Origin of the sequence: Achromobacter sp. UMC71 (genome assembly GCF_014170305.1) — a bacterium.
Taxonomy (GTDB): Bacteria; Pseudomonadota; Gammaproteobacteria; order Burkholderiales; family Burkholderiaceae_B; genus Achromobacter.
Window position 1 is genome coordinate 17,598 of sequence record NZ_LZZT01000026.1, and the last position, 12,999, is coordinate 30,596.

General features: G+C 68.6%; 13 protein-coding genes and 1 riboswitch. Of the genes, 7 read left to right on the top strand and 6 right to left on the bottom strand.

Annotation, left to right across the window (positions count from 1 at the left end):
• Window position 1: 1 nt before the first annotated feature.
• The 4 genes from A9974_RS12455 to A9974_RS12470 are packed head-to-tail and all read right to left on the bottom strand — an operon-like array spanning window position 2 to window position 4,631.
• Entirely contained in the window at window positions 2-952 is a 951-nt protein-coding gene (locus tag A9974_RS12455) for an ABC transporter permease (protein ID WP_183004400.1), read from the bottom strand.
• A gap of 10 nt (window positions 953-962) precedes the next feature.
• Window positions 963-2,036: an ABC transporter permease gene (locus tag A9974_RS12460; protein WP_183004401.1), complete on the bottom strand. Its 1,074-nt coding sequence runs from the start codon at window positions 2,034-2,036 to the stop codon at window positions 963-965.
• A 34-nt stretch (window positions 2,037-2,070) separates the two neighbouring features.
• Window positions 2,071-3,600, bottom strand: coding sequence for an ABC transporter ATP-binding protein (locus A9974_RS12465; protein ID WP_183004402.1), 1,530 nt, complete (start codon window positions 3,598-3,600; stop codon window positions 2,071-2,073).
• The gene (locus A9974_RS12470) at window positions 3,597-4,631 is read right to left on the bottom strand and encodes a BMP family protein (protein ID WP_183004403.1); all 1,035 of its coding nucleotides are present in this window, start codon (window positions 4,629-4,631) and stop codon (window positions 3,597-3,599) included. Before A9974_RS12470 ends, A9974_RS12465 begins: the two co-directional genes overlap by 4 nt.
• Before the next feature lie 428 nt (window positions 4,632-5,059).
• Here A9974_RS12470 and A9974_RS12475 point away from each other — a divergent pair, with 428 nt between their 5' ends.
• The 6 genes from A9974_RS12475 to A9974_RS12500 all read left to right on the top strand — a co-directional run bounded on the left by A9974_RS12475 (window position 5,060) and on the right by A9974_RS12500 (window position 9,558).
• A complete protein-coding gene (locus tag A9974_RS12475; protein ID WP_183004404.1) occupies window positions 5,060-5,974 on the top strand; it encodes a VTT domain-containing protein in 915 nt (304 codons plus the stop codon).
• 185 nt (window positions 5,975-6,159) lie between these two features.
• Complete coding sequence (gene panE, locus A9974_RS12480; RefSeq protein WP_183004405.1) at window positions 6,160-7,086, top strand: 2-dehydropantoate 2-reductase; 927 nt, start codon at window positions 6,160-6,162, stop codon at window positions 7,084-7,086.
• Between the two features lie 124 nt (window positions 7,087-7,210).
• Window positions 7,211-7,822, top strand: coding sequence for an NAD(P)-dependent oxidoreductase (locus A9974_RS12485; RefSeq protein ID WP_183004406.1), 612 nt, complete (start codon window positions 7,211-7,213; stop codon window positions 7,820-7,822).
• Window positions 7,823-8,012: 190 nt separating this feature from the next.
• Window positions 8,013-8,474 (top strand): nuclear transport factor 2 family protein, encoded by a 462-nt coding sequence (locus A9974_RS12490; RefSeq protein WP_183004407.1) that lies wholly within the window; start codon window positions 8,013-8,015, stop codon window positions 8,472-8,474.
• A gap of 10 nt (window positions 8,475-8,484) precedes the next feature.
• Window positions 8,485-9,054 carry a flavin reductase family protein gene (locus A9974_RS12495; RefSeq protein WP_183004408.1) on the top strand — a complete coding sequence of 190 codons (570 nt, stop codon included), beginning with the start codon at window positions 8,485-8,487 and terminating at the stop codon, window positions 9,052-9,054.
• A gap of 6 nt (window positions 9,055-9,060) precedes the next feature.
• A complete protein-coding gene (locus A9974_RS12500; protein WP_183004409.1) occupies window positions 9,061-9,558 on the top strand; it encodes a nucleoside 2-deoxyribosyltransferase in 498 nt (165 codons plus the stop codon).
• 101 nt (window positions 9,559-9,659) lie between these two features.
• Here the strand turns inward: A9974_RS12500 and A9974_RS12505 are convergent, their stop codons facing one another.
• Window positions 9,660-10,325: a TetR/AcrR family transcriptional regulator gene (locus A9974_RS12505; protein ID WP_183004410.1), complete on the bottom strand. Its 666-nt coding sequence runs from the start codon at window positions 10,323-10,325 to the stop codon at window positions 9,660-9,662.
• Between the two features lie 151 nt (window positions 10,326-10,476).
• Here A9974_RS12505 and A9974_RS12510 point away from each other — a divergent pair, with 151 nt between their 5' ends.
• On the top strand, window positions 10,477-11,691 hold the full coding sequence (locus tag A9974_RS12510) for an arabinose transporter (protein ID WP_183004411.1): 1,215 nt from the start codon (window positions 10,477-10,479) through the stop codon (window positions 11,689-11,691).
• 107 nt (window positions 11,692-11,798) lie between these two features.
• On the opposite strand, the gene ribB is transcribed toward A9974_RS12510, so the two are convergent.
• Complete coding sequence (gene ribB, locus A9974_RS12515) at window positions 11,799-12,518, bottom strand: 3,4-dihydroxy-2-butanone-4-phosphate synthase (RefSeq protein ID WP_183004412.1); 720 nt, start codon at window positions 12,516-12,518, stop codon at window positions 11,799-11,801.
• A gap of 111 nt (window positions 12,519-12,629) precedes the next feature.
• A riboswitch (FMN riboswitch) is annotated at window positions 12,630-12,784 on the bottom strand.
• Between the last annotated feature and the right edge of the window lie 215 nt (window positions 12,785-12,999).

Here is a 12,999-nt window from a genome sequence, read left to right on the forward strand (position 1 = left end):
ATTACCGTTCGCCCTTGCGGTAGGGCTTCATCAGGGCCTGCGGGTAGGCGGCGCGGCGCGCCATCACGACCAGGGCCAGGATGGACAGGATATAGGGCAGCATCAGGTACACCTGATACGGCAGTTCGGGCAGGCCGGGCAGCGCCGCCCCGCCCTGCTGCAGCCGCAGCTGCAGCGCGTCGAAGAACGCGAAAATCAACGCGCCCAGCAGCGCCTTGCCGGGCCGCCACGAGGCGAACACCACCAGCGCCACGCAGACCCAGCCGCGGCCGTTGACCATATTGAAGAAGAAGGCATTGAATGCCGCCAGCGTCAGGAAGCTGCCGGCTACGCCCATCAGCGCCGAGCCGGCGACGATGGCGCCCATGCGCAGCCGCGTGACGGACAGGCCCTGGCCTTCGGCGGCGGCGGGGTTCTCGCCCACCATGCGGATCGCCAGGCCGACGGGCGTGCGGTTCAGCACCCACGCCAGGAGCGGCACCGCGGCCAGCGCCAGCAGCGTCATCGGCGTCTGGCCGGCCAGCACCGGACCAATCAGCGGAATGCCGTCCAGGAACTTCATTTCGGCGAACGGCGTGATGGTGGGTGGGGTGTTCACGCTGGGGAACGTGACGCGATAGGCGAAGTAGCTCAGGCTGGTTGCCAGCAAGGTGACGCCCAGGCCGGAGACGTGCTGGGACAGGCCCAGCGGCACCGTCAGCACCGCGTGCAGCAAGCCGAACACGGCGCCCGCCAGCGCGGCCGCCAGCACCCCCACATACAGCGGCGCACCCAGGTACACCACCAGCCAGCCGGTGAAGGCGCCGGCGGCCATGATGCCTTCGATGCCCAGGTTCAGCACGCCGGCGCGCTCGCACAGCAACACGCCCAGCGTGCCCAGGATCAGCGGCGTCGCCAGCCGCAACACGGCGACCCAGAAGGCCGCGGAACTCAACAGGTCCATCCATTCCATGGCGTGCTCCTCAAGCCTTGTGACGGCGCAGGCGGTACTGCGCGAATAACGTCGCGACCAGCATGGCGAGCAACGAAGTGGCGACGATGACGTCGGCGATGTAGTTGGGCACGGCAATAGCGCGGCTCATGCTGTCGGCGCCGACCAGCATGCCGGCCACGAAGATGCTGGCCAGGATCACGCCCAGCGGATGCAGGCCGGCCAGCATGGCGACCACCACGCCGGTGTAGCCATAGCCCGGCGACATATCGAGCGTGACGTAGCCGGTGCGGCCGGCCACTTCGATGGCGCCAGCCAGCCCTGCCAACGCGCCGGACAGCATGGCGGTACCCAGCATGACGCGGCTGACCGGCAGGCCCAGGAAGCGCGAGGCGTGCGCATTGGCGCCGACCGCGCGCATCTGGAAGCCGAACACCGTGTAGCGGTTCAGCAGCCACAGGCCCAGTGCCAGGCCGGCCGCCCACAACAGGCCGGTGTGGGCGCGGGTGCGTTCGATCAGCTTGCCCAGTTCCAGATCGGGGTTCAGCGCCACGGACTGCGGCCAGCCCATGGCCATCGGGTCCTTCATGGGGCCGTCCAGCATCATCGACACGAACAGCAGCACGATGAAGTTGCCCAGCAGCGTGGTGACCACCTCGTCCACGCCCAGGCGGGTCTTGAGCAGGGCGGGAATCAGCAGCAGCAAGGCGCCGGCCAGCGCGGCGGCCAGCATCATGCCGGAGAACAGCACCGGCAGCGGCAGGTCAAAGCCGGTGCCGTCGTGCATGCCGCCCACGGCCACCGCAGCCAGAGCGCCCAGGTACAGCTGGCCCTCGGCGCCGATGTTGTAGAAGCGGGCGCGAAATGCCACCGCACAGGCCAGGCCCGTCAGCATCAGCGGGGTGGCGCGCGTCAGGGTTTCGGACAGCGCGAAGCGCGAACCGAACGCGCCTTCGAACAGCAGCGCATAGGTGCGGCCGACGGGCGCGCCCGCCCAGGCCACCAGCAGCGCGCACACGGCCAGCGTGAAGAGGATGGCCGCGATCGGCGCCAGGGCCAGCGCGGCGCGGCTGGGCTCGGGGCGGCGTTCCAGGATCAGTTTCATTCTAGAAATGCTCGATGAGTAAGGGCGCGGCGCATCACGCGCGCGTGCCCGTCATGGCCAGGCCGACGGTGGCGGGCGTCCATTGGCCGACGGGCTTGACCGCGACCAGCTTGCCGCCGCACAACACGGCGATGCGGTCGGCCAGGGCGAAGATCTCTTCCAGGTCCTCGGACACCAGCAGGATGCCGGCGCCGCGGCGGCGCGCGGCCAGCAGCTGTTCGCGCACATAGGCCACCGCGCCGATATCCAGGCCCCAGGTGGGCTGGTCAGCCACGATCAGGCGCGGTTCGCGCGCCAGCGTGCGGCCCAGGATCAGCTTCTGCATGTTGCCGCCCGACAGGCTGCGGGTGCGCACGTCCAGCGAGGCGGCGCGCACGTCGAACTGCTTGGCCAGCGATGCCGCGTAGGCGCGGCCGGCGCCGGCCCGCACCACGCCGTAGCGGGCAAAGCGCGGGTCCTGCAGGTCTTCGACGATGGCGTTTTCCCACAGCGGACTGTCGCCAATGACGCCTTCGCCGTGGCGGTCTTCGGGAATGCGGCCTACCTGCGCCGCCGTCCAGCCGGCCGGCGTGGTGGGCGCGGCGGCATGCTCCGGACCCAGACGGATGGTGCCGTCCGAGGGCTGGCGCAGGCCGGTCAGCACCGACACCAGCGCCTGCTGGCCGTTGCCGGCCACGCCGGCGATAGCCACGATCTCGTGCTTGTGGACAACCAGGTCCAGGCTGTCCAGGCGCGGCGCGCCCTCGCGGCTGTCGCGCACGGTCACTTGCGACAGCGTGACCACGGGGGCCGCCTGGCCGGCCGCCGCCATGGCTTCGGCGTGCGGCATGGCGACCTTGCGGCCCACCATCAGCTCGGCCAGCTCGGCCGGCGTGGTGGCGGCGGTGTCGCGTTCGGCCACCAGCTTGCCCTGGCGCAGCACCGCGACGCGGCGCGACACGGCCATCACTTCGTCCAGCTTGTGCGAAATGAAGATGACCGCCAGGCCTTCGTCCACGAAACCGCGCAGGGTCGCGAACAGGTCCTGCACTTCCTGCGGCGTCAGCACCGCGGTGGGCTCGTCCAGGATCAGGACCTTGGCGCCGCGGTACAGGGCCTTCAGGATTTCGACGCGCTGCTTTTCGCCGACCGACAGGCCGCCGACGCGCGCGTCCGGGTCCACGCCCAGGCCGAAGCGCTGGCCCAGCTCGACCAGGCGGCGGCGCGCCTGGCCGCGGCCGGACGCCAGCTTCCACAGCGATTCGGTGCCGACCATGATGTTGTCCAGCACGGTCAGGTTGTCGGCCAGCGTGAAGTGCTGGTGCACCATGCCCACGCCCGCCGCCAGCGCGGCATCGGGCCGGCCGGGGGGCAAGGGCTGGCCGAAGACTTCGATACTGCCGGCGTCGGCCACATAGTGGCCGAACAGAATCGACACCAGGGTCGATTTGCCGGCGCCGTTCTCGCCCAGCAAGGCCAGCACCTCGCCCTGCGCGAGGGTCAGCGAGACATCATCGTTGGCCGTCAGGCTGCCGAAGCGTTTGGTGATCCCCGCAAGGCGCAGGGCGAGAGGCGCTTGGTTCATCGTGCCGAGGACTTGGGTTCTTTGTCGACGACCTGCACCGTGAAGCTGCCGTCCAGGATGGCCTTCTGCTTGGCTTGCACCCTGGCGATCAGGTCGGCCGGGATCTTGCTTTCGAAGGTGCCCAGCGGCGCCAGCGACGAACCCTTGTGCTTCATCAGCGAATACTGGCCGAAGTCAGCCGCCTTGAACGCGCCGGCCTTGACCTGCTTGAGCGCCTCGTCGATGGTCGGCTCCATGCTCCACAGCGCCGACGCCACCACCGTTTCCGGGTATTGCGGCTGGGTGTCGATGACGTTGCCGATGGCCAGCTTGCCGCGTTCCTTGGCGGCATCCGACACGCCGAAGCGCTCGGCGTACAGCACGTCCGCGCCCTTGTCGATCATGGCGAAGGCGGCTTCCTTGGCCTTGGGGGGATCGAACCACGAGCCGATGAAGGTCACGGTGAATTCGGCCTTGGGGTTCACTTCCTTGGCGCCTTCGATGAAGGCCTGCATCAGGCGGTTCACTTCAGGGATGGGGTAGCCGCCCACCAGGCCGATCTTGCCGCTCTTGCTCATGCCGGCGGCGATCATGCCGGTCAGGTAGGCCGGTTCCTGGATGTAGTTGTCGAACACCGAGAAGTTGGGCTGTTGCGGCTTGCCCGAGGAACCCATCAGGAAGGCGGTCTGCGGGTAGTCCTTGGCCACCTTGCGGGCGGCGGCTTCCACCGCGAAGGCCTCGCCCACCACCAGCTTGTTGCCCTGCTCGGCGTACTGGCGCATGACGCGCTCGTAGTCGGCGTTGGTGACGTTTTCCGAGAAGGTGTATTCGATTTCACCGCGGTCGCGCGCGGCGGTCAGCGCCTTGTGGATGCGCGACACCCATTGCTGCTCGACCGGCACCGTGTAGATGGCGGCGACCTTGAGCTTGGCGGGCGCTTGCGCCTGGGCAGCGCCCGAGAACAGCAGCGCGCCGGCGGCGGCTGCCGCAGCCAGCTTGAGCAGGCCACGGCGGGCAATGCCGCCTGCAGCCGGGAGGGAAAAGGATTTCATGCGGAAAGCTCCTTCGCGGGGATGGAAAGGGAATGGGGGGAATGGTGGCGATGTCCGGGCGTCGCGGCGCGGCACGCGTGGGCGGGCGGAAACGAAGGCGTGGGATCGGTCATCGGAAGGGGGGGCTGCCGGGGCAGCGCGCCCCATCCGAATGGGCGGGTTCGCAGCCAGTCCTGGCGAAGCAAGTTGTATGCCATGGGGCATTCCCGCGGCAAGTCGGGGGAATCCTGATGGCCGGGCGGGATTATAGGCACCCTGGCAGGGAAAGGTGGCACCAAGATGGTGCGCGCCGTCGCGGCGCGTGGACACTTTGGCCCTGGAACGGGCTGTTGCAGCGCGAATTGGTCCGCCTGGGTGTCCGCGGGGTGGGCAGAAGCCTAAAATTCCAGGCAAGAAGCCGCGCAGGGCGCGGCAAGCCGGAAAACACCATGCAAGACATTCAATTGCTGCTCGAGCAGTACGGCGGGTGGCTCGTGTTCGCCAATGTGCTGGTCGAGCAGGCGGGGCTGCCCGTGCCCGCCTACCCCATGCTGATCGCCGCTGGCGCCCTGGCCGGCGCGGGCGGCTGGCTGGCGCCGTGGCTGGCGGCCACCGTCGCCTGCCTGCTGGCCGACACGGTCTGGTACCTGGCCGGGCGGCGCTACGGCTCGCGGTTGCTGGGCGTGGTCTGCAAGCTGTCCCTGTCGCAGGACTCCTGCATCCGCCAGACGCAACGCTTGTACCTGCGCATCGGCGTGCGCGCCCTGCTGGTCTGCAAGTTCCTGCCCGGCGCGGGCGCGCTGTCGACCGTGATGGCGGGCCTGACCAGCACCCCTTACCGGCGCTTTCTGGCCTATGACGTCGTCGGCGCCATGGTCTGGGCCGGTTCCGCCCTGCTGCTGGGCGGCCTGTTCCACAGCGTCGTCAATGACGTGCTCGACGTGCTGGGCACCTACGGCCCGATGGGGCTGGCCATCCTGGCGGCGGTGCTGGCGCTGTACATCGCGGCGCGCGGCCTGCGGCGCTGGATCCTCAAGCGCAACCTGCGCGTGATCCCGCGGCTGTCGGTCGACGAACTGATGCAGTGGCGCCAGGACGGCCGCCCCGCCCTGGTGTTCGACGTGCGGCCCGAAGCCCTGCGCGAAGCCGACCGCATCCCGGGGGCGGTCGCCGTCGACCTGCGCGCGCCGTTGCCCGTCCTGGACGCCGGCGCCCAGGCGGCCGACATCGTGGTGTATTGCGCCTGCCCCAACGAGGTCTCGGCCGCCATGCTGGCCGCGCGGCTGCGCGCCGCCGGCTATCCCAACACCTGGGCCCTGCGCGGCGGCTACGAGGCCTGGGCGCGCCACGTGCATCCGGCCTGACCGGCGCCATGCCGCGCCCTCTGATCCGGCCAGGGCGTTGACCGGGCCTGCGTCCTGCATTCTCCAGACCTGCCGCCTGGCTGTCCGGGCCGTGGGCGGCCAGGGCGGCCGCCTCTGCGTCGGGCGCCGCCCCGGCGCATAATTTCGCTATCGGCCCGCGCTTCCGACGGGCATAGGAGACAGGCATGCGGTTGTTGTTCTTGGGTGCTGGCGGCACCGGCGGCTATTTCGGCGGACGTGCGGCCCAGGCGGGCGCGGACGTGACCTTCCTGGTGCGCGAGGCCCGCGCCGCGCGGCTGCGCGAACAGGGCCTGCGCATCCAGAGCCCGTTCGGCGACGTCACGCTGACCCCCCAATTGGCCACCGCCCAGACGCTGCAAGGCTTCTACGACGTGGTGGTGCTCAGCTGCAAGGCCTACGACCTGCAAAGCGCCATCGACGCCATCCGCCCCGCCGTCGGGCCCGATACCGCGGTGCTGCCCATCATGAACGGCGTGCTGCAGTACGACGTGCTGGACCGCGAGTTCGAACCCCACCGGGTGCTGGGTGGCCTGTGCCAGATCAACGCCACGCTCGGCGCCGAGGGCCAGGTGATCCATCTGGGCAAGCACGCCAGCATTGTGTTCGGCGAACGCGCGGGCCCGGCCCGCAGCGCGCGTTGCACGGCCCTGGCCGATGCGCTGGCCGGCGGCGAATACGTCAGCCGCCTGAGCGAAGACATCCACCAGGACATCTGGGAAAAATACGTCTTCCTGACCACGCTGGCCGCCGCTACCTGCCTGATGCGCGGCACCGTCGGGCAGATCGCCGCCACGAACGACGGCATCGATATCGTGCGCGGCCTGTTGCGCGAATCGCAGGCGGTCGCCGCGGCCAGCGGCCATGCCGTGCGGCCGGATGCCGACGCCGCCGCACTCAAGATCCTGACGGACCCGTCCCAGGCCATGACGGCGTCGATGTTCCGCGACCTGCGCCAGGGCCTGCCGGTTGAAGCCGACCACATCGTCGGCGACATGGTGCGCCGCGCGGGCACGCTGGGCGTGGACGCCACCTGCCTGCGCATCGCCTACACGCACCTGCAGGTCTACCAGGCGCAACGCGCCGCGGCCTGACCCGGCTGGAGGGCAAGGAACTCATTGGTGCACGGATTGCAAAAAACTCTTCCGTCTCCGTGAGTTCCGGGAACCGATCTGGCCGAATAGTATGGCTTTGTCCAACCTTCCAAGGAGCAAGACCATGAAAATCGCACTGATCGGAATTACCGGCCGCGTGGGTTCGCGCGTGGCGGACGAACTGCTCAAGCGCGGCCACCAGGTAACGGGCATCGCCCGCAACCTGGGCGACGTCAATCCGCAGCCGGGCCTGACCATCCGGCAAGGCGACGCCACCGATCCGCAAGGCCTGACCCCGCTGCTCAAGGGCCACGATGCCGTGGTCAGCGCGTCGCGCTTCGTGTCGGCCGACGCCAAGCCCCTGCTGGCGGCCGTGAAAGACGCCGGCGTGCCGCGCCTGCTGGTGGTGGGCGGCGCCGGCAGCCTGCAAGTGGCGCCCGGCAAGATGCTGATCGACACGCCGGAATTCCCCGACGCGTACAAGCCCGAGGCCCGCGCCGGCGTGGTGTTCCTGGATGCGCTGCGCCAGGAAAAGGTGCTGAACTGGACCTTCCTGTCGCCGTCGGCGCTGTTCGAGCCGGGCGAGCGCACCGGCGTGTTCCGCATCGGCGACGATTCGCTGCTGGCCGACGATGACGGCAAGAGCTGGATCTCGATGGAAGACTACGCCATCGCCCTGGTCGACGAAATCGAGACGCCCAAGCACTCGCGCCGCCGCTTTACCGTGGGCTACTGAGCCGGGCAAGCGATTTCGGCGCCGCCGCCACCACTGTTGTTTGCATGCGATAGCCGCCGCCCCGCGCGCCCTGGTTTTCCAAGGGCGCGCGGCTTATTCCCGCAATGCCGCACGGGCCGTAGGGTCGAATGTCCCGCTTTTATTTGTAAACTGGCAGACCGCCAGCTGGCGACACGACCCGAGTAGCAGTATGAGCATGAAGTTGAAATCGTTGGCCCTCTGTATGCTGCTGGCCTCCAGCTGCCTGGCGCTCGCGCCGGCGCAGGCGGCCGTGCCGCAATCGAACAAGGACATCGTGGTGGCGTTTTTCCGCATGATGTTCCAGGACCGCGAGATCGACGAGGCGGTGCGCCTGTATGTGGCCAAGAACAACTACACGCAGCACAACCCGTACATGCGCGACGGCGTCGAGCCCATGGTGGATTTCTTCCCCCATTACTTCGAACAGCATCCGCAGGCCACGGTCGATATCAAGCGCGTGATCGCCGAAGGCGACCTCGTGGTTATCCACAACCTGTGGAGAGAATCCCCCGAGGACCGCGGCCAGGCCGTGATCGACATCTTCCGCGTCGAGAATGGCAAGATCGTCGAACACTGGGACGTCAGCCAGGAAATCCCGGAAAACCCCGCCAACAAGAACGGCATGTTCTAGCAGGTAATCCATGTCCGCCATCGAACCCGTCGACCTGCCCCGCGCTTATCTGCTGCTGAACCACGGCCCCACGGTGCTGGTCACCAGCGCGCATGGCGGCGAACGCAACGTCATGGCGGCCGCCTGGGCCATGCCGCTGGATTTCAGCCCGCCCAAGATGCTGGTGGTGGTGGACAAGAACACCTACACGCGCAAGCTGATCGAAGCCTCGGGCGAGTTCGCGCTGTGCATCCCGTCGCGCGCGCAGGCGCAGGCCACCTTGCAGGTAGGCTCGCATTCAGGCAGCGAGGCCGACAAGTTCCAGTCTGCGGGCCTGACCACCTTTCCCGCCAGCAAGATCGGCGCGCCGCTGGTCGAAGGCTGCCTGGGCTGGCTGGAATGCAAGGTCGTGCCCGAGCCGCACAACCAGCAGGCCTACGACCTGTTCATCGGCGAAGTCGTGGCCGCGTGGGCCGCGCCCGATGTGTTCTCGGGCAACCGCTGGCACTTCAACGATGACGCGCGCCGGTCCGTGCATTACCTGGCGGGCGGCTCCTTCTTCGCCACCGGCGAAGCGTTCACCGTCTCCGATCCGGAATAGACCGCCATGCGCCGCGTGTACCTGGCCGGTTTCGACGTGTTCCTGCCCGATGCCGTGGCGCAGGGCGAACGGCTCAAGGCGCTGGCGGCCGCGCATGGTTTCGAAGGCCTGTACCCGCTGGATAACGTGCCCCCGCCCGGCCTGGCGGGCGCGCCGCTGGCGCAATGGATCTACCGCGCCAACGTCGCGATGATCCGCCGGGCCGACCTGGTCATGGCCAATCTGAATCCCTTCCGCGGCGCGGAACCCGATTCCGGCACCGCGTTCGAGGTCGGTTACGCGATTGCCTGCGGCAAGCCGGTATGGGGCTATACCGCGCAGGCGGGCAGCCTGCTCGAGCAGACCGCCGTGGGCGTGGCGGCCGACGATGCGACACGCGCCGTGGATGCGCAAGGCTTCATGGTCGAGGACTTCGGCATGAATCTGAACCTGATGCTGGCATGCAGCGCGCACATCGTGGTGGGCAACGCCGCCGACTGCCTGGCGCGCATGGCACAAGGCTGACCTGCGCCGATCCTCTTGCGGCGCGGTGCCTGGCGTAGCGGCATGCGCCCGCGGCACCGGTGCGCCATGCCCGGTCAGCACGCTCCGGCCACCTCAGCGCTCTATGCCTTGGCGCCACGTGCCGTCTTGCGGGCCGGCTTGGCTGGCGCCGCCTGCGGCGTACCCAGATAACCCATCACCGCATCCACCACCGCTTGTTCCAACTGTGCCGGGCTGAAGCCCGCCGGCGGTTCCAGCGCTGCCGCATGCACCAGCGACTCGATGATGCGCAGGACCACATAGGTCGCCAGCTCGCGGTCTTGCTGCGCGATCTCGGCGCGGTGCAGTTCCAGCAGGTGGCGCATACGCCGATGGATGTCCTGGTCGGCGCGGCTGTGATCGCGCGGCAGGTCGAACAGCGGAAATTCGCGTTCCAGCACGCGGTGCAGGGCCGGTTCGAGCAGATGCGCGTGCAGCGATGCGCCGACGATGGCCGCGACCCGTTCGCGCAGGGTGGCTGCCGGGTTGCCGAGCAGCGCCTGGTCGATGACGTCCAGCATCTGGTTGTCGTGGCGGTCGTGCAGCGCGGCGATCAGCGCGTTCTTGTTGGGAAAGTACTGATACAGCGAGCCGACGCTGACGCCCGCCGTCTCGGCGATCAGGTTGGTATTGGTGCCGGCGTAGCCATGCTGGGCCAGAACGCGAGCTGTCGCCTGCAGAATGGTCTCTACCGTCTGTTGCGACCGCTGCTGGCGCGGCGATTTACGGGGCTGCGGGATGGTTGTCATGGAATTCGGGGAAAGCGAGTTTCAAACCTGAGCACGGGCTCATAAAATTTGCGGCAGGCAACTTGAGTCACGCCATGTCCTGGCGGATTATGCCATCGCCGATTCCGGCGGCCAGGCCTCGGGTTGCACTTCTCCCTTTCAAGGAATGACTATGTCGGATTCATCGACGGCCGGGGCCATGCCCGCGGCCGGCGGGGTCGCGCGCCCCGTTTTCATGCAGATACTGCCGTTGGCGCTGGCAGTCTTCGTCGGCTTTTTCATGGTTGGCCTGCCCATGCCGGTGCTGCCGCTCTATGTGGATGGCGCCTTGGCGCAAGGCGCGCTGATGGTGGGCATTGTGGCCGGCATGCAGTTCGCGGCGGCGCTGCTGTCGCGGGCCTATGCGGGATCGTTGGCCGATCGCCGCGGCGCCAGGCTCGCGGTGGTGGCCGGCTTTCTGCTGGGCTCGGCCGCCGGCCTGTTCTATCTGTTGGCCGACGCCCTGGCGTCGCGGGAGCCGCAGGCGGCGCTGGCCGCACTGATGGCCGGGCGCGCCATCATGGGCTGCGGTGAAAGCCTGATCGTCACCGGCGCGTTGAGCTGGGGCGTGGGTCGCGTGGGGCCGCAGAACGCGGGCCGGGTGATGGCCTGGGTCGGTGTGGCGATCTACGCCGCGTTTGGCCTGGGCGCGCCAGCCGGCATGCGGCTGTACGGCGCGGCAGGCTTCGGCGGCATCGCCTGGGCCACGGTATTGATCCCGATGATCGCGCTGGCGCTGGTGTTGCCGCAGCGCGGCGTGCGTGCCGCAGGCGGGACCCGCACGCCGTTCTATCGCGTGCTGGGACTGGTGATGCTGCCCGGCCTGGGCCTGGCGCTGACCAGCGTGGGCTTCGGCGTGATCACCGCATTCATCAGCCTGCTGTTCGCCGAACGCGGCTGGGACGGCGCGGCGTGGATGTTCACGCTGTTCGGCGGCGGCTTCATCCTGGCGCGCGTGTTCTTCGCCGGCCTGCCGGACAAGCTGGGCGGCGCGCGCGTGGCGCTGGTGTGTGTGCTGATCGAAGCGGTGGGCCAATGGCTGATCTGGACGAGCGCCACGCCCATCTGGGCCTTTGCCGGCGCGTTGCTCAGCGGCGCGGGCTACTCGCTGGCGTTTCCCGCGTTCGGCGTGGAAGCCGTGCGACGCGTGCCGGCGGCGAGCCGCGGCGCGGCAATGGGGGCGTATGTGGCGTTCCTGGACGTGGCGCTGGGCATTGCAAGCCCGGTGGCCGGGTGGCTGGCCGGCTTGCAAGGATACGGCGCGGTCTATGCGATGGGCGGCGCGTGTGCGCTGGGCGCCATGGTGGTGGCGTTGGCATTGCGCGGCCGGGTAGCCGCTGCCGCATAGGCGCACGTCATGGATGCGTGGTCCCGGGCGTTTGAGGGTTCCGCGTAGCCCGCGCATCCCTCCGGCGTGCTGCTAGCGGCGCCCGCATGAGCGGGCGCCGTTTTGCTTTAGACCGTGGCGGCCATTTCCAGGACCTGGTCGTCAACGCTTTCGGCCTGGCCGTCACGCAGGCGTTGCAGATGGTCGGCCAGTTCGGCGATGGTCAGGGCGACCAGGCCGTGCTGGGCGGCGTAACGCTCGAGCGCGGCGCCGCGCATCATGGTGCCGTCGGCGTTCATCAGTTCGCACAGCACGCCGGCGGGGCGCAGGCCGGCGAGGGTGGCCAGGTCGACCGAGCCTTCGGTGTGGCCGCGGCGGGTCAGCACGCCGCCTGCCTGGGCGCGCAGCGGGAAGACGTGGCCGGGGCTGACGATGTCATCGCTTTGGGCGGTGGGCGAGATGGCGGCGCGGATGGTGGTGACGCGGTCGACGGCGGACACGCCGGTGCTGACGCCTTCGCGGGCTTCGATGGAAACCGTGAAGGCGGTGGCGAAACGGCTCTGGTTGCGCTGGACCATGGGGGCCAGGTCGAGGCGGTCAAGCACTTCGCCGGGCAGGCACAGGCAGACGATGCCGCTGCCGTCGCGAATGAGCTGGGCCATGACGGGCACGGTGAGCTTGTCGGCGGCGACGATGAGATCGGCTTCGTTTTCGCGGTCGAAGTCATCCATGAGGATGACGGGGCGGCCCAGGCGCAGGTGATGCAGGGCGCGTTGCAGGCGCACGGCAAAGGGCTGGGAAGCCAGGCTGGGGAGGGGGGACTGCGGGGTAACGATGGGGTTGGACATTGAAACGCTCTCGCGAAAAAAGGGGGCGAAAAACGTTTCAGGGCTATTGGACAGCCGAACGCAAAGCCGCTGGCCAGGCGATGACATGCCCGGGCAGCTGGTTATGTGACGGCACATCTTCTCTCATCCGGACTATGACCGTCGGCTCTGGGATTTCACCAGATCTGCTGACCCCGGTGTCCTGGTGGACGCCGGGCGCTCGCGGGCTTGCCATATTGCATGGCTTTACCGCCGGTGGGGAATTACGCCCCGCCCTGAAGACGTACTGCATGTCGTGTTAACGACATCTGGGGGATTTTACGCTTGTCTCGGGGTTGGGGAAGAATATGCTTATTGCGGGTGGGGGTATCGGGTGTGCGCGGGCAGCGGAGCGTGTTCTGTTGACGCCCGGCGTGGCGGGGCCTTGGGGTGCGCGGGGCTACGATTGCGGTCCGGAGCCTTCGCTCCGGACTCGCCTCGGCGGCCCCCCCTTCCTCATCGT

Excerpts from the sequence above, each read along its gene's own strand:
- A9974_RS12510 (WP_183004411.1), top strand. The coding sequence starts at position 10,477 with ATGTCGGATTCATCGACGGCCGGGGCCATGCCCGCGGCCGGCGGGGTC.
- A9974_RS12455 (WP_183004400.1), bottom strand. The coding sequence starts at position 952 with ATGGAATGGATGGACCTGTTGAGTTCCGCGGCCTTCTGGGTCGCCGTG.
- A9974_RS12500 (WP_183004409.1), top strand. The coding sequence starts at position 9,061 with ATGCGCCGCGTGTACCTGGCCGGTTTCGACGTGTTCCTGCCCGATGCC.
- A9974_RS12505 (WP_183004410.1), bottom strand. The coding sequence starts at position 10,325 with ATGACAACCATCCCGCAGCCCCGTAAATCGCCGCGCCAGCAGCGGTCG.
- A9974_RS12460 (WP_183004401.1), bottom strand. The coding sequence starts at position 2,036 with ATGAAACTGATCCTGGAACGCCGCCCCGAGCCCAGCCGCGCCGCGCTG.
- A9974_RS12490 (WP_183004407.1), top strand. The coding sequence starts at position 8,013 with ATGAGCATGAAGTTGAAATCGTTGGCCCTCTGTATGCTGCTGGCCTCC.
- A9974_RS12485 (WP_183004406.1), top strand. The coding sequence starts at position 7,211 with ATGAAAATCGCACTGATCGGAATTACCGGCCGCGTGGGTTCGCGCGTG.
- A9974_RS12465 (WP_183004402.1), bottom strand. The coding sequence starts at position 3,600 with ATGAACCAAGCGCCTCTCGCCCTGCGCCTTGCGGGGATCACCAAACGC.
- A9974_RS12495 (WP_183004408.1), top strand. The coding sequence starts at position 8,485 with ATGTCCGCCATCGAACCCGTCGACCTGCCCCGCGCTTATCTGCTGCTG.
- panE (WP_183004405.1), top strand. The coding sequence starts at position 6,160 with ATGCGGTTGTTGTTCTTGGGTGCTGGCGGCACCGGCGGCTATTTCGGC.
- ribB (WP_183004412.1), bottom strand. The coding sequence starts at position 12,518 with ATGTCCAACCCCATCGTTACCCCGCAGTCCCCCCTCCCCAGCCTGGCT.
- A9974_RS12475 (WP_183004404.1), top strand. The coding sequence starts at position 5,060 with ATGCAAGACATTCAATTGCTGCTCGAGCAGTACGGCGGGTGGCTCGTG.
- A9974_RS12470 (WP_183004403.1), bottom strand. The coding sequence starts at position 4,631 with ATGAAATCCTTTTCCCTCCCGGCTGCAGGCGGCATTGCCCGCCGTGGC.